The organism is Yersinia hibernica (assembly GCF_004124235.1).
Classification (GTDB): Bacteria; Pseudomonadota; Gammaproteobacteria; order Enterobacterales; family Enterobacteriaceae; genus Yersinia; species Yersinia hibernica.
Genome location: NZ_CP032487.1, coordinates 3339744 through 3359989, shown reverse-complemented (window position 1 = coordinate 3359989; position 20246 = coordinate 3339744). Strand labels below are relative to the sequence as shown.

Below are 20246 nucleotides of genomic sequence, written 5' to 3'. Positions count from 1 at the left end.
TCGCCATTACTTTGATTGTGATAGGAAAATCCCACCACATAAAAATATACCGCATTCAATAGTTTAGCCTAGATGAGCACTGACGAGTGTGATTCGGGTACTCACTGTTCAATTAATTAATTATTTATTAGCATAATCGCTAAACTAAAAATATGGTGGCGAGCCCCAGAAAAATGAAAAAACCACCCGTATCAGTGATTGCTGTGATCATGACGCTGGAACCAATCGCCGGGTCACGACCTAAGCGGGCCATGGTCATCGGGATAGTCACGCCCATCAACGCCGCCATTAACAAGTTAAGGATCATCGCCAACGTCATCACGCCGCCCATGGCCGGATCACCATAGAGTAGATAGGTGACAAGCCCCATAATTCCACCCCAAACCAAGCCATTGATCAGGGCTACCCCCAGTTCTCTGAGCATCAGGAAGGTCACATTGCCCTGCTGAATATGGTGCAATGCCAAAGCACGAACAATCATGGTGATAGTTTGATTACCTGTGTTGCCGCCAATACCTGCAACAATTGGCATTAACGCAGCCAATGCCACTAATTGCGAAATGGTATCTTCAAATATCCCGATGACCCTTGAGGCCACAAAGGCAGTACAGAGATTGATTGCCAGCCATGACCAACGGGTTCGCACAGCCCGGCCTACCGGGGAGAACACATCTTCCTCTGGGCTTAACCCCCCCATGCGCCTTAACGTGGTATCACTCTCCTCATTAACCACGTCAACTATCTCTTCGATGGTCAAGCGGCCCATCAGCTTGCCTTTAGCATCAATCACTGCGGCACTGATTAAGTCATAACGTTCAAAGGCTCCGGCGGCATCTTCGGCTTTCTGCTCTGGCTGGAAAGTGATCGGGTTGCTTTCCATCACCTGGAATACCTGAGTATTGGGTGAGTTGAGAAGCACAGCAGTCAGCGGCAATTCGCCCAGTAAGGTATTTTTGCGGTCAATAACGAAGATTTTATCTGTGGCATCAGGGATATTTTTCCGATAACGCAAATAGCGCTGCACCGTGGCTAGGGTGATATCGGCCCGTACCGTCACCAGTTCGAAATCCATCATCTGGCCGACGGTATCGCGGCCATATTGGATAATTTCGCGCACTTTGGCCCGTTGGGTCGGATCCAATGACGTGAGCAGGCGGCCCATCAAGTTGCGCGGCAGGTATTCGGCCAGATAAGCCTGTTCATCGACATGCAAAGTGCGCATTGCTTTTAGCAAGTCTTTATCACTCATCTCTTTGATGAGCGTGTCCCACACCGTTTCAGAGACTTCGACCAGCGTTTGACCGCGCTGCTCATTTTTGACTAATCGCCACAATGCCAAACGTTCGTCATTGGGTAAAGCTTCGAGTAAGTCGGCCAGGTCAGCTGCGTGTAAGTCATTGAGCAGTGTCTTTATTTCTAATGTTTTTTCCGCTAATTGCTCATCACTGAGTTTTTCGCGCTCTTCCTGCCGGCCAAGAATACCGTCGACCAGCGCTTTATTATTCAGTAATAAGGAAAGTATTCGGTTGCGTATTTCCGCCAGTTCTTTCGCATTATTTTTAGCTTTGTTTTTGACCATGGAAGAAAGTGGCGCAGGAATAATCGGCACTGGCATAAGGTGTCCTTTATATCCGTCATGCTTCAAATTACATGTGCGTTGGCTGCTTTTGTTTACCCCAGCCACTTACTTGTGTAAGCGCCGGGGATTTGCTCAATTGCCGCGCTCTTGCAACTCGAATTATTTGGGGTAAATACAGTAGATAGAAAAAATTTAGGGTGTGAAGTCGGCCTCATGAGGGCCAGGCTGCTCGCCATCCACAGACTGTTCGACTCGCTGGGCTTCACGCCGCTCCTGATGATGGGAAACAGAAGCAATCCCCGCATACAATAAGCGGCCAAACAGAATGAGAAAGCTCACCAGCAAGATGATTTTTGTGAGTTGTGTTGAGGGCCTTCTTTTCATCATTTTTACCCTTGGTACTTGAAATCGCAGCTTGTTTGATACCAGCAACAGTTAGCTACCCTTAGGCCCCCGCATCACTGACTTGAGTCAGCTCGTCAGGGTTTGTTCCGCTTATGCTTTAGGGGCTTCAGCCTCAACCTCTTCCGGTGCTTCTTCTTCAATAAGAAGCTTCCAGCCAACCACGTCATCCCAATAAGCCTGTTCACGTTCAAAATCCAATTGCACCAGATTATTTTGTGTCAGATAACCTGCCGGGAAACGTAATGTCCAATGACTGTCATCTGTTATCAGCCGCAGTGTTTCTGGCGTGGTGGTTGATTGGCGCTGATTATTCAATAAAGTACTCAAACGTAATAATTGAATTAATGGTAAATAATACTTTTTCTTGAATAAATTCAAGCGCGGCAGCTCATCAAGCTTAATCCCTTTTCGATGCATACGCACTAAGGTTGCCAACAGTAATTGCTGTTCCTGATTGAAACCCGGCAAGTTGGTATTTTGCAAAATATAAGCAGAATGACGATGCATTCCGCTGTGATTAATACTCAGGCCGACCTCATGTAGCATTGCCGCCCATTTTAGCAATGCTTCAAGTTGCGGCTGCACCAGCTTGGTGTTTTGTGCCAACCATTGGGTGTAAAGCTGCTCCGTGGTTTCCAGCACTCGACGAGCTTGTTCCCGGTCAATATTGTAGTGCTCGGCCAGGCTTTTTGCCGTACGTTGGCGAATATCTTGATGGCGGAAGCGGCCCTCCATCTCATACAGCACCCCTTCACGCAGCGCGCCATCCGATAAACGTAACTCTTTGATAGCTAACGCATCAAACACGCCACATAAGATAGCTAAGCCCGGCACAAATACGGATTGGCGATCTTCTGATAACCCTGGCAGGCTCAGTGCAGAGAAATGTTTATATTGCAGCACTTGCTCCACCAGCATTTCGAGGCGCTCTGGTGTTATCAAACCGTCTTTCTCGCCCATTTCCACTAGCACTTCGTAAGTGGCCTTAATGGTGCCAGAAGCCCCCAGAGCATATTGCCAGCCCTGAATTCGATATTGCCAAGCTAGATTCTCCAGCTTCTGAGCAGCGGCCAGCCGAGCGCGCTTGAAATTCGTTTTATTAATTTCGCCGTGTGGGAAAAACTGTTGGGCAAAACTGACGCAGCCCATACGACGGCTTTCGACCAGCAAAGGTTCAAAGTCTTCGCCAATAACCAACTCGGTTGAACCACCACCGATATCAATCACTAATTTGCGGCCTTTCTCCGGCTGAGTGTGTTCGACGCCCATGAAAATCAGACGCGCTTCTTCCTGACCGGAAATGATTTCAATCGGATAAGGAATCACCTCAGCGGCTCGCTTGAGGAATGTCTCGGCATTCGCCGCTTGCCGCAGTGAATGTGTCCCCACGATACAGACGTTATCTGGCGAGAAACCTTGCAAACGTTCGGCAAACAGAGCCAGACAAGCCAGACCCCGTTCAATGGCTTCTTCACTGAGCATATTATTGCTATCCAAGCCATCAGCCAGATGCACCCGTTGCTTCAGTCGCCCTAAAACCTGCAGTGCACCATTGACGACGCGGGCTATAACCATATGAAAACTGTTGGAACCCAAATCGATAGCGGCAATTTCTTGCGGTTTTGTGGTAGTTGAATTATTGGTTAGCGGCATAGTTTTCGCCTTACTGCTCTGGTTGTTCCAGTGCTTTTAAATAATCATAGATGGCAATCTGTGCACGTACTTTGCGCCTATTTCCACGCGGTACATAACGATTACTCAGTTCTTTATCAATATAACGGGCTTTTACCGTGTCGTTAAATAACAGCTCTAAAATATCCAGTACCCGCTGTTTTAACCGCGGATCCAGTAATGAAACTGCGACCTCAATACGATAATCAATATTGCGCGTCATCCAGTCAGCGGAAGAGAGATAGACCAATTTGTCGCCCTTATTCTCAAAGACGTACACCCGGTCATGCTCTAAGAAGCGGTCAACAATGCTGATGACCTGAATATTATCGCTGATCCCCGGCATATTGGGGATTAATGAGCACATCCCTCGCACTAATAACCGGATCTTCACTCCCGCACTGGAGGCGCTATATAACCTATCTACTAGGCCTTTATCCACTAAATTATTTATCTTCAGGGTAATCCCGGCGCTTTCACCGGCCTGAGCATGAATAATTTCCTGATCAATCAATTGATACAGCATCAAGCGCGAGTTCTGCGGTGATACCATCAAGTTATCGAATTTGACCGGGCGGTATGGGTTTTCAATAAAGTTAAAGACTCGCCGAACTTCATTGGTAATACGGGCATCTGCCGTCAGCAATGAATAGTCGGTATAAATACGCGCGGTTTTCTCGTTAAAGTTACCGGTGCCAATATGAGCATAACGCACAATTTCCTCGCCTTCGAGACGGGAGATTAGGAATAACTTGGCATGAATTTTCAAGCCCGGCGCAGAGAAAATAACGTGTACACCGGCGGCGGTCAGGCTTTTAGCCCAATGAATATTGGCTTCTTCATCAAAACGCGCCTGCAATTCCACCACCACCGTCACTTTCTTGCCATTATGGGCCGCATGGATCATTGATTCGATAATGCGCGAATCTTTGGCGACACGATAAATATTAATTTTAATGGCTAATACACTGGGGTCGAAAGATGCTTGACGCAGCAATTCCAATACGTGCTCAAAAGTGTGGTACGGGTAATACAGCAGCACATCTTGTTCGCGAATAGCATCAAAACCATTGCGGAATTTATCAAACCAAACATGGCGCAGACGCGGTAACGGCTTATTAACCAGATTGCTTTTGCCAACATTTGGGAAGCTGATAAAGTCTTTGAAATTATGATAACGCCCGCCAGCAATGACCGAGTCATCATTCGAGATCCCCAGCTTATTGCGCAGTAATTCCACCATTTCATCAGGCATATCGCGTTGATAAACAAAACGTACTGGTTCGGCCGTCAGGCGCTGTTTTAAACTTGAGGACATCAATTCCAATAGGCTGGATTCCATTTCGGTGACCAAATCATATTCGGCATCGCGGGTCATTTTCATGGAATAGGCATTTAGTGCATCATAATCAAAGAAGCCTTTAAAAATCTCATCAAGGCAATACCTAAGAATATTATCAAGTAATATCATTGGTTTGCGACGGCGAGGCGCTTCTGGTGGCAAGTTAACAAAGCGCGGTACTTTATCGGAGGGAATTTCTAACAGGGCGTATGCAATGTCCTGACCACGGATGATTTCCACCGCCAAATAGGTGTAATCGTCTTTTAAAAATTGCACCAAATTCGTGTCGTGATTAATCAGAATTGGCGTAATGTGCTGGCGTAGATGCTGTTTAAAATATTGTTTTAACCATATTTGCTGGTTTTCGGAAATTTGCCGCTCATTAATCAAGAAGATTTGATTGCGTGCCATCTCCAGCAATAAATCATTATATAGCCCGTCAAATTCTTGATCCGCTTTCACCACTTTGCTTTGGATTTTTTTCAGCAAATGGCGGGACGTGACAGCCGAGCCTTGCTCTTCGCTGATCAGAATGCGCCGTTTCAGATCAGCGAAACGGACTTTATAAAACTCATCAAGATTATTGGAGTAAATGCCAAGAAATCGCATCCGCTCGATAAGTGGATTGCTCTTATCCGCCGCTTCCTGCAATACCCGCTCATTAAAAGATAACCAACTGAGTTCTTTTTCGGTGTAGAGCTTTTCCTGACCCATTGCAACTCCAGTAAGATTATTGTGGGAGTATTTAGTGTCCTCAATCATTATTGCGAAATATTGACAAGAATGTCCAACAGATATCATGAGTTAACTTGATTGAGCGCCGCCAGCAACATTGTCATGCAAACGCCACAAAACTGACATAAAATGCTCGGTTATCTGGCGCTATATATTATAGATTGCGGCTGGGCTGATAACATCGACGGGATATAGCGGCCTAAGGGCATGGGGCATTCAAAAATATGCAGCAAGCGGGCGTAGTCACACAATCAGGGAGAGATAAGCGCCGGGCTGTTATTGAACGTCTGGTGCATATGCTCGTCACGGGCAGTGGCCTGCTGGTTTTGCTGACCTTAATGCTGATTTTCGTCTATTTATTGTACGCCGTCCTGCCGCTCTTTAAACCTGCCTCAATGAGTTTGCATAGTCAATTTGCGCTAAATCGCAGTGCGCCGACTCTCGCTCTGGGGACTGATGCGCAGGGGGGAGTGGGGTATCGTATTGATAACAAAGGCCAAGGTTTTTTCATTCGCCTCAAAGCACAGGGTGAATTTCCCGCCGGGAGCCTTATCAGTGAGCAGCAGTTATCCCCAGCGCCAGTATCAATCAGCCGTGCTCCAGGCAAATCTTTGTATAGTATTGGCTTGAGTGATGGCCGCGTTATTTTGCTGCAACCCGACTTCTCAACGACACCGCCGCGCTGGCAATTTCCGCTGGGTGAACAGCCGCGCTCTTTGGATTTGCAAGGGCAAAATCTGAGTCATTTGGTGGTGGCGGAGCCGCAACCACAACACTTTGCTCTGGCGGCCACCACTAATGATGGCCGTTTAATCGCGGCGACATTGACTGCCGGCGGCCAGCAGCTCACTGAACTGGCCGATGCGCCCAAGGCCATCAATCAGCTGTTATTAGCCCCAGACGGGCGTTTGCTTTATCTTCTCTCCGGTCAACAATTGTATATTTATCAATTCGGTGCTGAGCTGACTTTACGTGAAATTGTCCCTTTATTGGATGACCAGCACCCGTCGCAAGGGCCATTGCAACTCTCTTTACTGGCGGGGGGGAAGTCACTGCTGGTTCAAGCGCCGGATGGCGTAGTCACGCAATGGTTTGACGTGCCCAAAGCGCCAGATAATCAATATCATCTAACGCAAATTCGCCGCTTTACTCCTGTGGGTAAGGGCTTACTGACGACTGAAAATGCCCGGCGGGTATTTGCTTCATTGTCGCCACAAGGCGAGTTATCACTCTTCTCCAGCACCCAGTCAGCGCCTTTGTTGCAGTATAAGTTGGCTGAGGGGATGACCCATGCAGCATTTTCTCCTTGGGGCGAGCGTCTGTTGGTAGAGAATGCTGCCGGCTGGTCTGTTTATCAATTAGATAATCGCTACCCGGATATCAGTTGGCGCAGCCTATGGCAGCGCATGTGGTATGAAGATTACCCAGAGCCGGCCTATGTCTGGCAGTCGAGTTCAGCACAAGAAAGTTATCAAGCCAAATTTAGCCTGATACCGATTATTTTTGGCACCTTAAAAGCTGCCGCCTACGCCATGTTATTTGCCGTCCCACTGGCACTGGCGGGGGCAATTTATACGGCTTATTTTATGTCGGCGGGCCTGCGGCGCATCGTTAAACCGACGATTGAGATGATGGGGGCATTCCCGACGGTGGTGATTGGGTTGATTGCCGGTATTTGGTTGGCTCCGGTGATTGAGCATTATCTGACCGGTATCTTATTGCTGCCGCCATTGCTGGCGTTGACGATTCTCGGGTGTGGCTGGGGCAGTGCGCGAGTGTCGGAAAAAATGCAGCGCCAACTGCCTGCCGGCTGGGATGTCATTATCTTGCTACCGGTTATTTTGCTGACGGGGCTTTTAGCTCTCTGGTTAGGGCCGAAATTGGCGATATGGACACTAGGAATTCCGCTGCATGAATGGTTGGGCGATAATTATTCTCAGCGCAATGCGTTAGTTGTGGGGGTTGCCATGGGCTTTGCCCTGATCCCGGTCATTTTCTCGCTGGCAGAAGACGCGCTATTCAGTGTGCCGCCGTCACTGAGCCAAGGTTCTCTGGCGCTAGGTGCCACGCCGTGGCAAACCCTGACTCGCGTTGTCTTGCCCTCTGCTTATGCGGGCATTTTCTCCGCGCTGATGATAGGTTTTGGCCGGGCAGTCGGGGAGACCATGATTGTCCTGATGGCCACGGGGAATACCCCGATTATTGATGGCAGCATTTTCCAAGGGTTACGCGCGATGGCGGCCAATATTGCCATTGAAATGCCGGAGGCCGTGATGGGCAGTGGTCATTATCGGGTGCTGTTCCTGACGGCGTTAGTGCTGTTTTGTTTTACGTTTTTGGTCAATACCCTCGCCGAATCCATTCGTTTGCGCTTACGTGAACGCTATCAAATGGAGCAGATTGCCTGATGGCCCGTTTTACCAAAAAGTGGTTTGCATCTGGCTCGCCGTGGATCTGGCTGACTGGCGGAGCGGTGAGTATCAGCTTGTTAGCTTTACTGGGGGTAATTTTGTTATTGGCAGGGCAGGGGATGCGCTATTTCTGGCCCAGCCCGGTTTATGAGTTTGAGCTAAAGCAAACTGCCGCCGGCCCGGTTAGAGTGATTGGCGAGATTTATCAGCAACAGCCTCTGCCGCGCCAGCAATTAGAGCAAGCGGGCATTATTTTACCGCCAGAGGCGGGTGACACCGTGACCCGCTATCTGATTAAAACCGGTAACCGTGAGATACAAGGGCAGGATTTTCACCGGCTGTTGGACACGGATATTCAACAACGCCGCCAACCCAAAGATTTGCTGGTATTAGACCGCCAAAATAATGGGGCTGCATATGGTTTTCTCGCGGGAATGCTGGATAACGGCCAGCCAGTGGTGGGCGATAATTTAGCCCAGGAGCTGCAAAAACGTATTCCGGTGATACAGGCGCTGGTCAGGCAGTCGAAAGATATCCAGTTTCGCCAGATGAACATGCTAAATCAACAGTTTGAAACATTGCGACTACAGAAAAAACGCCTGCAAATGACCGGTGATTTTGACAGTAAATCGCAAGACCGAATTGAAGCCGAATGGGGCGAACTGCAACGCAGTCATCTGGCGATGATGGAGAAATTACGCGGTCTGCAAGCAGACCAAAATCGCTACACACTGCTGTTGCGGGATATGAATGGGCAAATTCACCCACTGCCGCTTAGCCAAATCAACCGTGCTTGGTATCCCAATGCGATGAGTTTTGGCCAGAAACTGCGCCATTTTGCGCTGCAAACCTATCAGTTTCTGACCGATAACCCGCGGAATGCCAATACTGAGGGCGGGGTGTTCCCGGCTATTTTTGGCACTATTTTGATGGTGATATTGATGTCCATCGTGGTGATGCCATTGGGGGTCATTGCGGCAGTTTATTTACATGAGTATGCCGGGAAAAATTGGCTGACTCGGATGATTCGAATTTCCGTGGTGAATTTAGCCGGCGTGCCATCCATTGTTTATGGGGTATTTGGCCTCGGTTTCTTTGTCTATTTTATCGGCGGCTCACTGGATAAACTGTTTTACCCCGAAGCACTGCCCAACCCGACCTTCGGTACGCCGGGCGTATTATGGGCGGCATTGACACTGGCATTATTGACATTGCCGGTGGTGATTGTGGCGACTGAAGAGGGGTTATCGCGCATTCCGGCCAGCTTACGGCAAGGTTCACTTGCGCTAGGGGCGAATAAAGCTGAAACACTGTGGCATATTGTGTTGCCAATGGCCGCGCCGGCCATGATTACCGGGCTAATTTTGGCGGTAGCACGGGCCGCAGGAGAAACGGCTCCGCTGATGTTGGTGGGGGTGGTAAAATCAGCGCCACTCTTGCCAGTCGACGGTGTTTTCCCATACCTGCATTTAGAACGTAAATTTATGCATTTAAGCTTCCAGATATATGACATGGCATTCCAAAGCCCCAATGTAGAAGCGGCCCGGCCATTAGTGTTCGCCACCGCGTTATTGCTGGTTATCATTGTGGTGGGCCTTAATTTAGCGGCTATTGGTATTCGCCACCATTTGCGCGAAAAATATCGTGGTTTAATGCTGTGACTGAACTTTTTAACCCGCAGGACACTATATGGGATTGTTGATGCCGGATGCGCTGCCACTGTTTGATGTGCAGCAACTGACTCACGAGCAAACTGCCTTGGCGGTCGAAAAGCTCAATTTATTCTACGGCGACAAACAGGTGCTGCACGATATTTCCTTTAATGTGCCCAAGCACCGTGTTACCGCGTTGATTGGCCCTTCCGGTTGTGGCAAATCAACGTTATTACGCTGTTTTAACCGGATGAATGATTTACTGGATAACTGCCGTTTTGAAGGGCAGATCCGTCTTGGTAGCGAAGTTATCACGGATAAATCCACTGATGTTGCGGCATTGCGTCGGCGGGTTGGGATGGTGTTCCAGCGGCCAAATCCCTTCCCAAAATCTATTTATGAGAATGTGGTCTATGGCCTGCGTTTGCAGGGCATTGGTGATAGGCGGGTTCTCGATGATGCCGTTGAGCGCTCATTACGGGCCGCTGCTTTGTGGCATGAAGTCAAAGACCGGCTGCGCGAAAACGCGTTTCGCCTCTCCAGTGGTCAGCAACAGCGCTTAGTGATAGCCAGAGCCATCGCGATTGAGCCACAAGTGCTGTTGCTGGATGAGCCGACATCGGCATTGGATCCTATTTCGACATTGACAATTGAAGAGCTTATTACTGAATTAAAACAGCGATATACCGTAGTGCTAGTGACCCATAATATGCAGCAGGCCGCAAGAGTTTCAGATTACACCGCTTTTATCCATCAGGGGGCGCTGGTGGAATATAATGATACCGACGCACTGTTTACTTCGCCACATCAGCGGCGTACGGAAGACTATATTACTGGGCGCTACGGTTGATTCGGCGAGGTTGGCACTGAAGCGACGTGGGTTGCTACAGTGCCAATGGATGACCGGGCTATCGGCTAAGCACTCTTTATCGATGGCGTTTTATATTTGGCCAAATATTGTGGCTGGAAAATACACATGCGGATGGCAGTGCGATATTCGCCATTGATAAAGAACTCTTGTTTTAACTCACCCTCTAACTCAAAACCTAATTTGCTGTAGATATGAATAGCTTTTTCATTTTCTTTATCCACAATCAAATACAGTTTATACAAGTTCAATACGGAAAAACCGTATTCCATTGCCAATCTGGCGGCTGAACCGGCATAACCTTTGCCTTGATGGGCTGGGTCGATAATAATCTGAAATTCAGCACGGCGGTGAATATGGTTAATTTCCACTAACTCGACCAGGCCCGCTTTCGTACCCTGACTTTCAATAATAAAGCGTCGCTCGCTCTGATCATGAATATGCTTATCATATAAATCAGACAGCTCGACAAAGGCCTCGTAAGGCTCTTCAAACCAATAGCGCATGACGCTGGCATTATTATCTAGTTGATGAACAAACGGCAGATCATCCCGTTCCAGTGGACGTAACCGGACGCTGCTAGTGCTAGACATGCTTATTCCTCGTGTGACGACAGCGGTTGCTGCCCTAGAAATTATACTATCAGCATAAGGTATGAGCACAGGAAATTAAAAAAGGCGCTCACCCAAAAATGGCAGCGCCTTTAGCGTTTATATCTTAATGGCGTTATTCCGCCGCGTAGCCTTGTACAGGTAAGCGCTCACCATCCAACCAAGCAGCATTATCTCGCATCAATAGCCGGCCATCAGTGAACCAACTGACCACCAGCGGATAAATATTGTGCTCCTGAGTTTGCACTCTCTCGACCACATCCTCTTCGCTATCATCACTGAAAATCGGCACTTTGGCTTGCAGGATAACAGGGCCGCCATCCAGCTCTTCAGTGACAAAATGCACTGAAGTACCGTGTTCCCGATCACCGTTTTCCAAGGCTTGGCGATGAGTGTGTAGGCCGGGGTATTTTGGCAGTAAGGAGGGGTGAATATTCAACATCCGGCCAGCGTAATGCTGCACAAACTCCGGGCTGAGAATGCGCATATAACCCGCCAGCACCAGTAAATCAGGCTGATACTGGTCGATGGCCTGCGCCAATGCCAGATCAAAACTGGCCCGCGAGGCATACGTTTTCGCATCCAGCGCCTGCTGTGCAATGCCCGCCAGTGCAGCGCGTTCGAGCCCATAAGCTTGCGGATTATTACTGAATACAGCACTAATTTCGCCTGAAATACGCCCTTGTTGCTGGGCATCAATCAGTGCCTGTAAGTTACTTCCCTGGCCTGAAATCAAAACCACGATTTTCTTCATAATGATTAATTAATCACCACTTGCTCGTCACTTTCAGTTGCCGCCGCGATCACCCCGATTTTCCAGGCTTTTTCACCCGACGCGGTCAGTTGCTCAACGGCAATATCGGCCAGTTCTGCCGGAAGCGCCACCACCATGCCGACACCGCAGTTAAATGTGCGATACATTTCATGGCGGCTGACATTACCGGCGTGCTGTAACCAGCTAAATACCGCCGGCCACTGCCAGCTCGCTTCATCGATAACGGCTTGAGTCCCTTGTGGCAATACGCGTGGGATATTTTCCCAGAAGCCGCCGCCGGTCAGGTGAGCAATAGCATGAATATCAAGTTGCTCAATCAAGCTAAGGATGGATTTCACATAGATTTTGGTGGGTTCCAGCAAATGATCCGCCAGAGATTTACCGTCCAATTGAGTCTGTTCTGGGTCGGTGTTACTGACTTCCAGAATTTTACGTACCAGTGAATAGCCATTTGAATGCGGGCCGCTGGCGCCTAGGGCTACCAGAGCATCACCCGGAGCGACCTTGCTGCCGTCAATAATTTCAGATTTTTCGACTACACCAACACAGAAGCCAGCAACGTCGTAATCTTCGCCGTGGTACATCCCCGGCATTTCGGCGGTCTCGCCACCCACCAGTGCACAACCTGATTGTTTACATCCTTCAGCGATACCGGTAATCACACTGGCGGCAGTGTCCACATCCAGTTTGCCGGTAGCAAAGTAGTCTAGGAAGAACAGTGGTTCAGCACCTTGAACTACCAAGTCATTAACACACATCGCGACTAAATCGATACCAATGGTATCGTGGCGTTTCAAGTCCATTGCCAGGCGCAGCTTGGTGCCAACGCCATCAGTGCCTGAAACAAGAATCGGTTCACGGTATTTTTGCGGCAAAGCGCACAGGGCACCGAACCCGCCCAATCCTCCCATCACTTCTGGGCGACGGGTTTGTTTAACCACACCTTTTATGCGATCAACAAGGTCATTGCCGGCATCAATATCTACACCTGCGTCTTTATAGCTGAGAGAGGTTTTGTTGGTCACTGCGAGGTCCCCACGGCGGTTGGCGGTTTAAGCATAGAAAGAAAACGCGACAATTCTAACAGCGCAGGCAAACGTTTGCGAGTAGCTTGTGATATCACGCTGATTTTTAGCTTGCTTGACTTAATAATGATTTTCTATTGATCTGAATCAGGCTATTCATTGTGGCGTTCAAAAAAAAAGGCGGTATAATCTCGCGATTTTTTTGGCCGCCAGCCGCCTAACCGGGAGAAAAATAATGAAGATCGTTGAGGTGAAACACCCGCTAGTAAAACATAAACTTGGTTTGATGCGTGAGAATGATATCAGTACAAAGCGTTTTCGCGAGTTAGCGTCTGAAGTAGGGAGTTTGCTGACTTACGTGGCAACCGCTGATCTGGAGACTGAGAAAGTCACCATCGAAGGTTGGAACGGGCCGGTTGAGATTGAACAGATTAAAGGTAAGAAAATCACGGTAGTGCCTATTCTGCGTGCCGGTTTGGGCATGATGGAAGGGGTCTTGGAAAATGTCCCTAGCGCTCGTATCAGTGTGGTCGGTGTCTATCGCGACGAAGAGACACTAAAACCAGTACCTTACTTCCAAAAGCTGGTGTCGCATATTGACGAGCGCATGGCGTTGGTGGTTGACCCGATGCTGGCAACCGGTGGTTCGATGATTGCGACCATTGATTTGCTTAAGAATGCCGGCTGTAAGAGCATCAAAGTCTTGGTGCTGGTTGCCGCCCCTGAAGGGATTAAAGCATTGGAAGCCGCTCATCCAGATGTCGAGTTGTACACCGCTTCCATCGACCAAGGGTTGAACGAACACGGTTACATCATCCCTGGATTGGGTGATGCCGGTGATAAGATTTTCGGAACGAAATAACAGATGATAGCCGACTCGATAGTCGGCTTTTTTTTGAATAATTTTTTTGCATAAACCCCTTCATACCTAAACAACTGGGCGTTGCAGCAGAGCCGCACACAAGTGAAACCTAATAAGCTGACTTAAAATCAGTGAGTTGGCTGAGTCAGTGTGGCGAATTCCGTTGCAATGTTAAGTTAGAAAAGTATGCACATAATCTTAATTAGAGGATAGAGAAATGAGCCGTCGCACCATTGGCGTCAGCGAGCGTCCACCGCTGCTCCAGACGATCCCCCTGAGTTTTCAACATTTATTCGCAATGTTTGGTGCCACAGTTTTAGTTCCTATTCTGTTTAAAATTAACCCGGCCACAGTGCTGTTGTTTAATGGTATCGGCACTTTGCTTTACTTATTCATTTGTAAGGGAAAAATTCCGGCTTATCTGGGCTCCAGCTTCGCCTTTATTTCGCCGGTATTACTGTTGTTGCCACTGGGGTACGAAGTTGCACTGGGCGGTTTTATCATGTGCGGCGTGCTGTTTTGTCTGGTGGCATTGATTGTAAAAAAAGCCGGTACTGGCTGGCTGAATGTGCTCTTCCCGCCAGCGGCAATGGGGGCGATTGTTGCGGTTATCGGCCTTGAACTGGCGGGGGTTGCTGCCGGTATGGCGGGGTTATTACCCGCGCCAGGGGTGACGGTCGATTCAACCACCATCATCATTTCAATGGTGACATTGGGTGTCACTATTTTGGGTTCGGTGCTGTTCCGTGGCTTTTTTGCCATTATTCCTATTCTGATTGGTGTGCTGGTCGGCTATGCCTTGTCATTCGTGATGGGGGTGGTGGATTTGACTCCTATCCGCGATGCCCATTGGTTTGCTTTACCGACGTTCTATACCCCGCGCTTTGAGTGGTTCGCTATTTTGACCATCTTACCTGCAGCACTGGTGGTGATTGCCGAGCATATTGGGCACTTGGTGGTCACCGCGAATATCGTGAAAAAAGATTTGATTCGTGACCCTGGCCTGCATCGTTCAATGTTTGCTAATGGTATTTCAACCGTGATTTCCGGTTTCTTCGGCTCCACACCGAATACCACTTACGGTGAGAATATCGGTGTGATGGCGATAACCCGTGTTTACAGCACTTGGGTTATTGGTGGCGCAGCGGTTCTGGCCATTATGCTCTCTTGTATCGGTAAATTGGCTGCCGCCATCCAGGCGGTGCCGGTGCCGGTTATGGGCGGTGTTTCATTGCTGCTGTACGGCGTCATTGCGGCGTCAGGTATCCGGGTGCTGATTGAGTCAAAAGTGGACTACAACAAAGCGCAAAACCTGATTTTAACCTCTGTTATTCTGATAATCGGGGTGAGTGGCGCAAAAGTGAATATTGGTGCCACTGAGCTGAAAGGGATGGCGCTGGCGACAGTTGTTGGCATCGGCCTGAGCTTGCTGTTCAAAGTGATCAGTTTGGTTCGCACTGAAGAAGAGATTATTGAAACAACAGAAGACGAACCGGCACTTAAGTAAAAGTTACCTCTGGCCGCGCCGCACTTGTCGGTTCGGCCAGTTTTTCGCCTCAGTTCAGGTTTTTATGCTGTTGTAATTTTTTGTGGTAAGCTTGCCATGTTTTCCCGCCCGTTTTGTTGGTTGAGGTGCTTCTGAATACGCCGGCACAGCTTTCACTGCCACTCTATCTTCCCGATGATGAAACTTTTGCTAGTTTTTATCCGGGGGAGAACCCGTCCCTATTAGCGGCTATCCAGTCTGCTGTTCATCAGTCTCATGGCAGTTATATCTATTTCTGGTCACGCGAGGGTGGCGGGCGTAGCCATTTGTTGCATGCTGCTTGTGCTGAGTTATCGCAAAAAGGTGAGGCAGTGGGTTATGTTCCGCTGGATAAACGCGCTTATTTTGTGCCGGAAGTGCTGGATGGTATGGAACAGCTGGCACTGGTTTGTATTGATAATATTGAGTGTATTGCTGGTGATGAACAGTGGGAAATGGCGATATTTAATCTCTACAACCGCATTGTAGAGACTGGCCGAACCCGATTATTGATAACCGGTGATCGCCCGCCACGGCAATTGAACCTCGGTTTACCTGATTTGGCCTCTCGGCTCGATTGGGGGCAAATCTATAAATTGCAGCCCTTGTCAGATGATGAGAAATTGCAGGCTTTGCAATTACGCGCCAAATTGCGAGGTTTTGAGTTACCGGAAGATGTGGGGCGTTTTCTGTTAAAACGCCTGGATCGGGAAATGCGCACTCTGTTTATGACCTTAGATCAGCTTGATCGCGCCTCTATTACTGCACAACGTAAGTTGACCATTCCTTTCGTGAAAGAGATTCTGGGGTTGTAATCCCGCTATTGGCGCGGTGTTAGCTGCCTGTCCCCCAATAACAGTGGGGAGGGCTAAATCATTATTTTTCAATTAGTTAATCATGGTTATAAAATTTCAAGCACCTGCTCTGGTGGGCGGCCAATCCGAGCCTGGTCGTGATAAACCACGATTGGGCGCTCGATCAGTTTCGGATAATGGTGCATGGCTTGCAGTAATTGATCTTGTGTCAGGGCCTTATCCGCCAGATTCAGCTCTTTATACAGCTCCTCTTTGGTGCGCATTAATTGCCGCGCGTCACTGAAACCCAACTGTTGCAGTAATTCTTTTAACGTCGCCACTGAGGGCGGGGTATCTAAATACAATATTACCTGCGGTTTAATTCCGTGCTGCTCAACTAACGCGAGAGTTTCCCGGCTTTTGGAACAACGCGGATTGTGGTAAATCGTGACGTTTTTCATCATACTTTCCTTAGGACTTCTGATATTTACGAAAGCGCTCATTCAATTGGCGCAACTGGTCAATGCGGGCATCATAGCGCGCTTGTTCTAAACTCCCCAGTTTCACCCGCGCACTGGCGTCACTGAGTAAGCCGATAGCCTGAGTCAATTTACCACTCAATGCCAGACTTTCCGCGCGCGCTGCCAGCTCTTGATCTCGCAGACCCTGTGCTGCCGCAGCTTGTGCCAGTAAATCCCAACCATTCGGGTCATTCGGGTTGCTGAATGTATAGTTGCGCAATATTTTGATGGCCGCTGCCGGTTGGCCGCCCTGAACATAAGCATTGGCCAGATTCAGCTGCAATACCGGCTCATCATTTTGTTTCGCCATTGCTGCTTGCAGGCGGCTAATCGCGCTGGCTGCTTTATTCTGGCCCAAATCAATATCAGTCATTAGGTCGAGGAACCAAATATTGCCCGGTTGTTGTGTTAGCAGCGGTTGTAGCTGATTACGGGCTTCATCGTATTTTTTTGCTTGATACAGCAAAATGGCCTGGCCATATTTGGCAGCCAGCTGTTCGCGCGAAGTTCCTTTGCTTAAGGTTTCAAGTAAGTCTGGTGTCAGGCTGTTTTCCGCTGAACCATACATGCCCAAAATACGGACTTTGGCGAACAGATAATCTTGCGACGAGGCAATCGGGTGCGGTTTCATTTGATTAGCACGGTTACGTGCATCAGATAAGCGGCTGTCGGGCAATGGGTGAGTTAGCAGCATTTCGGGTGGTTTGGATGCATATCGTGACTGATCAGCCAGTTTTTGCAGGAAGTTTGGCATGGCTTGCGGGTCAAATCCCGACCTCTGCAATACTTGAATGCCAATTCGGTCAGCTTCCTGTTCATTACCCTGAGTAAAGCTGATGATACCTTGTTGAGCACCGGCTAATGTGCCGCTCAAGCCAGCCATTCCCGCTTGTGGGCTGGCCATCGTCAGTAAAATAGAGCCGAGCACACCCACCCAAGTCAGGGGGGCCATGCGTTGCTGTTCTTCCATCGCGCGCGCCAGGTGGCGTTGCGTAACATGAGATATTTCATGGGCTAATACGGATGCCAGTTCGCTTTCGTTGTCGGTATAGCGGAACAGGGCTGAGTGGAGTACCACATTGCCGCCAAAGAAAGCAAAGGCGTTAATCTGATCGTTATTCACCAAATAGAAATGAAATGGTGTGCGAACTGAATAAGCATTGGCGACTAAGCGGTTACCTAACGTATTGATGTATTGTGTCAGTAATGGGTCATAAATCAGTGGGGCACTGGCGCGCATCTGGCGGACATAAAAATCCCCCATGGCTTTTTCCTGATCAATACTTAATGTCGCACCCGCAGAGGTGCCAATATCAGGCAACAAGTCTTGCGTCTGTGTCTCAGCATTGACAGCTACAGGGCCGGTGAGTAACAAGCTACTGAGCAAGGTGGCTATCACGGTTTTACTTGCCCGGCCTGCTTTGTTTAACTGACCTGTTTTATTTAACTGATATGTCATAAACGAGGTTGCCCCTACTGATGTAATGACAATTAGACTCCGAGATGTGCAAGAGTTCTTCTTCCTTGCTCTGCTCTCCAGTACAATCATCACGAAAGCGAGTTAGATCACAAAAATAGTCTTAAATAGGTCAAAGGTTAAGCTCATCATCCATTACTGGATCTTGCAACTATCTTAGTCAGCCTGTAGGTATAAAGAAATAGTTATATAAAGGAATGGCGGCTAAGGCAACGGTGATAAGAAGACCGCTGACGTGTCGAACTGACCTGCGGGTTATGCCCCTGTTTTCGGGGCGATGAAAGCAATTCGCCAATTTGCGGGTTTCCCATGGTATTTAGGAGCAATTTCGGATGCTAGAGCTGTTGTTACAATGGTATCGCCGTCGTTTTACCGACCCGCAGGTTATCGCGTTACTGGTCATTCTGTTGGTTGGATTCTGTATTCTCTACTTCTTCAGCGGTATTTTGGCCCCGCTATTGGCGGCTATTGTCCTGGCGTACCTGCTAGAGTGGCCGACGGCCCGCTTACAGCGGATTGGTTGTTCGCGCCAGTGGTCGGCCAGTATTGTGCTGGTCGTTTTCGCGGGTATTGCGCTGCTGGCGGTGTTTGTTGTCGCCCCGACCGTCTGGCAACAGGGCAATAATCTTATCTCGGATATGCCGAAAATGCTGAATAAATTCAATGCATTTGCTCAGACATTACCTGCGCGTTACCCGGCATTGGTCGATGCCGGTATTGTCGATATGATGGCCGAAAATTTGCGCGGTAAGCTCTCTGGGATGGGGGAGTCAGTGGTGAAAATCTCGCTGGCTTCATTAATCGGCTTACTGACATTAGCCATCTATTTGATTTTGGTGCCATTGATGCTGTTTTTCCTGCTCAAAGATAAAGAGCAGATGCTGAATGCTGTGCGCCGTATTTTACCGCGCAATCGTGGTTTGGCCGGGCAAGTGTGGCTGGAGATGAACCAGCAAATTACGAATTATATTCGCGGAAAAGTGCTGGAAATGGTGGTGGTCGGCATCGCCACCTATTTGGTGTTCTTCGTGATGGGGATGAATTACGCCCTATTACTGGCGGTGTTGGTCGGTTTTTCTGTGTTAATTCCTTATATTGGCGCGGTGATTGTGACTATCCCGGTGGTGCTGGTCGCCCTATTCCAATGGGGGATTGGCGCGGATTTCTGGACACTTTTTATTGCCTACTTAGTGGTGCAGGGGCTAGATGGTAACTTGCTGGTGCCAGTGCTGTTTTCTGAAGCGGTGAATTTGCATCCGCTAGTTATTATCCTGTCAGTAATCATTTTTGGCGGCATGTGGGGTTTCTGGGGGGTGTTTTTTGCCATTCCCCTGGCCACACTGGTTAAAGCGGTGATTCATGCTTGGCCGGAGGAGTTTATCCCTGACGCCGATTAACTATCCCCTGCGCCCTTGCCGTCGCAGCGGTGTTAGCGGCGTTCACTTACCCGAATCACTAAATTGAGCCAATAAAAAGAGCGCCTAGGCGCTCTTTTTGGTCAATATAGGGCAGGGTGGCGATTTAGGCACTTTGGCGCAAATAGTCCAAAACGATTTCGTGGTGGTTAGTGGTTTTGAAATTATCAAATACATGCTCCACCCGCCCATCAACCCCAATCAAGAAGCTGATGCGATGAATGCCGTCATAGGTTTTACCCATAAAGCTTTTCTCGCCCCAGACACCAAATTGCTCAGCAACCTGATGATCTTCATCAGACAGCAATGTGAAGTTCAGCAGTTCTTTTTCGGCAAAACGTGACAGTTTTTCAGGTTTATCAGTGCTAATACCCAACACTTCAACGCCTGCATTTTTTAACTCATCCATGTTGTCGCGCAGACCGCAGGCCTGAACTGTACAGCCAGGTGTCATGGCTTTAGGATAAAAATAGACCAAGACACGTTGTCCCTGGAAGTCGGCCAAACTAATTTGCTCGCCGTCTTGGTCGGGCAAACTAAACTTCGGCGCAATATCACCGGCTTTCAATGGGCTCATT

The 20246-nt window shown here is 48.8% G+C and carries 17 protein-coding genes; 7 read left to right on the top strand and 10 right to left on the bottom strand.

The annotated features are described in order from the left end of the window. Positions 1-139 precede the first annotated feature (139 nt). From mgtE to ppk1, 4 genes are all read right to left on the bottom strand, one after another. Positions 140-1615: a magnesium transporter gene (gene mgtE, locus D5F51_RS15850; protein WP_087768731.1), complete on the bottom strand. Its 1476-nt coding sequence runs from the start codon at positions 1613-1615 to the stop codon at positions 140-142. 156 nt (positions 1616-1771) lie between these two features. Further along, positions 1772-1963 carry a YfgG family protein gene (locus tag D5F51_RS15845; protein ID WP_025379161.1) on the bottom strand — a complete coding sequence of 64 codons (192 nt, stop codon included), beginning with the start codon at positions 1961-1963 and terminating at the stop codon, positions 1772-1774. A 111-nt stretch (positions 1964-2074) separates the two neighbouring features. After that, a complete protein-coding gene (gene ppx / locus D5F51_RS15840) occupies positions 2075-3637 on the bottom strand; it encodes an exopolyphosphatase (protein ID WP_025379160.1) in 1563 nt (520 codons plus the stop codon). 10 nt (positions 3638-3647) lie between these two features. After that, a complete protein-coding gene (gene ppk1, locus D5F51_RS15835) occupies positions 3648-5711 on the bottom strand; it encodes a polyphosphate kinase 1 (protein WP_129197787.1) in 2064 nt (687 codons plus the stop codon). 245 nt (positions 5712-5956) lie between these two features. Here ppk1 and D5F51_RS15830 point away from each other — a divergent pair, with 245 nt between their 5' ends. From D5F51_RS15830 to pstB, 3 genes are read left to right on the top strand one after another with little or no spacing between them, the layout of a single operon-like run. After that, on the top strand, positions 5957-8140 hold the full coding sequence (locus D5F51_RS15830) for an ABC transporter permease subunit (RefSeq protein WP_129197785.1): 2184 nt from the start codon (positions 5957-5959) through the stop codon (positions 8138-8140). Beyond that, entirely contained in the window at positions 8140-9804 is a 1665-nt protein-coding gene (pstA, locus tag D5F51_RS15825) for a phosphate ABC transporter permease PstA (protein WP_129197783.1), read from the top strand. Before D5F51_RS15830 ends, pstA begins: the two co-directional genes overlap by 1 nt. Before the next feature lie 28 nt (positions 9805-9832). After that, the gene (gene pstB, locus D5F51_RS15820) at positions 9833-10645 is read left to right on the top strand and encodes a phosphate ABC transporter ATP-binding protein PstB (protein ID WP_025379156.1); all 813 of its coding nucleotides are present in this window, start codon (positions 9833-9835) and stop codon (positions 10643-10645) included. A gap of 65 nt (positions 10646-10710) precedes the next feature. On the opposite strand, the gene speG is transcribed toward pstB, so the two are convergent. From speG to purM, 3 genes are all read right to left on the bottom strand, one after another. Further along, a complete protein-coding gene (gene speG, locus D5F51_RS15815; protein ID WP_025379155.1) occupies positions 10711-11256 on the bottom strand; it encodes a spermidine N1-acetyltransferase in 546 nt (181 codons plus the stop codon). A 133-nt stretch (positions 11257-11389) separates the two neighbouring features. Further along, a complete protein-coding gene (gene purN / locus D5F51_RS15810) occupies positions 11390-12028 on the bottom strand; it encodes a phosphoribosylglycinamide formyltransferase (protein WP_025379154.1) in 639 nt (212 codons plus the stop codon). Between the two features lie 5 nt (positions 12029-12033). Beyond that, positions 12034-13074 carry a phosphoribosylformylglycinamidine cyclo-ligase gene (gene purM, locus D5F51_RS15805; RefSeq protein WP_129197781.1) on the bottom strand — a complete coding sequence of 347 codons (1041 nt, stop codon included), beginning with the start codon at positions 13072-13074 and terminating at the stop codon, positions 12034-12036. A 235-nt stretch (positions 13075-13309) separates the two neighbouring features. Between purM and upp the strand changes: the two genes are divergently transcribed. The 3 genes from upp to hda all read left to right on the top strand — a co-directional run bounded on the left by upp (position 13310) and on the right by hda (position 16276). After that, a complete protein-coding gene (gene upp, locus D5F51_RS15800) occupies positions 13310-13936 on the top strand; it encodes a uracil phosphoribosyltransferase (protein WP_025379152.1) in 627 nt (208 codons plus the stop codon). Between the two features lie 217 nt (positions 13937-14153). Next, a complete protein-coding gene (uraA, locus tag D5F51_RS15795) occupies positions 14154-15443 on the top strand; it encodes a uracil permease (protein ID WP_025379151.1) in 1290 nt (429 codons plus the stop codon). A gap of 125 nt (positions 15444-15568) precedes the next feature. Continuing rightward, positions 15569-16276, top strand: a complete 708-nt coding sequence (gene hda / locus D5F51_RS15790; protein ID WP_050136575.1) for a DnaA inactivator Hda — start codon at positions 15569-15571, stop codon at positions 16274-16276. An 86-nt stretch (positions 16277-16362) separates the two neighbouring features. Here the strand turns inward: hda and arsC are convergent, their stop codons facing one another. Next, positions 16363-16716, bottom strand: a complete 354-nt coding sequence (gene arsC, locus D5F51_RS15785; RefSeq protein WP_129199393.1) for an arsenate reductase (glutaredoxin) — start codon at positions 16714-16716, stop codon at positions 16363-16365. Positions 16717-16726: 10 nt separating this feature from the next. Continuing rightward, entirely contained in the window at positions 16727-18235 is a 1509-nt protein-coding gene (bepA, locus tag D5F51_RS15780) for a beta-barrel assembly-enhancing protease (protein WP_162301757.1), read from the bottom strand. Between the two features lie 350 nt (positions 18236-18585). Between bepA and D5F51_RS15775 the strand changes: the two genes are divergently transcribed. Beyond that, positions 18586-19650 carry an AI-2E family transporter gene (locus D5F51_RS15775; protein ID WP_025379147.1) on the top strand — a complete coding sequence of 355 codons (1065 nt, stop codon included), beginning with the start codon at positions 18586-18588 and terminating at the stop codon, positions 19648-19650. A gap of 124 nt (positions 19651-19774) precedes the next feature. Here D5F51_RS15775 and bcp read toward each other — a convergent pair whose 3' ends face one another. Continuing rightward, positions 19775-20245, bottom strand: a complete 471-nt coding sequence (gene bcp, locus D5F51_RS15770) for a thioredoxin-dependent thiol peroxidase (RefSeq protein ID WP_129197779.1) — start codon at positions 20243-20245, stop codon at positions 19775-19777. Between the last annotated feature and the right edge of the window lies 1 nt (position 20246).

Coding starts and splice junctions, on each gene's coding strand:
- bepA (WP_162301757.1), bottom strand. CDS start 18,235: ATGACATATCAGTTAAATAAAACAGGTCAGTTAAACAAAGCAGGCCGG.
- pstB (WP_025379156.1), top strand. CDS start 9,833: ATGGGATTGTTGATGCCGGATGCGCTGCCACTGTTTGATGTGCAGCAA.
- arsC (WP_129199393.1), bottom strand. CDS start 16,716: ATGAAAAACGTCACGATTTACCACAATCCGCGTTGTTCCAAAAGCCGG.
- uraA (WP_025379151.1), top strand. CDS start 14,154: ATGAGCCGTCGCACCATTGGCGTCAGCGAGCGTCCACCGCTGCTCCAG.
- D5F51_RS15830 (WP_129197785.1), top strand. CDS start 5,957: ATGCAGCAAGCGGGCGTAGTCACACAATCAGGGAGAGATAAGCGCCGG.
- D5F51_RS15845 (WP_025379161.1), bottom strand. CDS start 1,963: ATGAAAAGAAGGCCCTCAACACAACTCACAAAAATCATCTTGCTGGTG.
- speG (WP_025379155.1), bottom strand. CDS start 11,256: ATGTCTAGCACTAGCAGCGTCCGGTTACGTCCACTGGAACGGGATGAT.
- ppx (WP_025379160.1), bottom strand. CDS start 3,637: ATGCCGCTAACCAATAATTCAACTACCACAAAACCGCAAGAAATTGCC.
- ppk1 (WP_129197787.1), bottom strand. CDS start 5,711: ATGGGTCAGGAAAAGCTCTACACCGAAAAAGAACTCAGTTGGTTATCT.
- purN (WP_025379154.1), bottom strand. CDS start 12,028: ATGAAGAAAATCGTGGTTTTGATTTCAGGCCAGGGAAGTAACTTACAG.
- upp (WP_025379152.1), top strand. CDS start 13,310: ATGAAGATCGTTGAGGTGAAACACCCGCTAGTAAAACATAAACTTGGT.
- D5F51_RS15775 (WP_025379147.1), top strand. CDS start 18,586: ATGCTAGAGCTGTTGTTACAATGGTATCGCCGTCGTTTTACCGACCCG.
- pstA (WP_129197783.1), top strand. CDS start 8,140: ATGGCCCGTTTTACCAAAAAGTGGTTTGCATCTGGCTCGCCGTGGATC.
- bcp (WP_129197779.1), bottom strand. CDS start 20,245: ATGAGCCCATTGAAAGCCGGTGATATTGCGCCGAAGTTTAGTTTGCCC.
- mgtE (WP_087768731.1), bottom strand. CDS start 1,615: ATGCCAGTGCCGATTATTCCTGCGCCACTTTCTTCCATGGTCAAAAAC.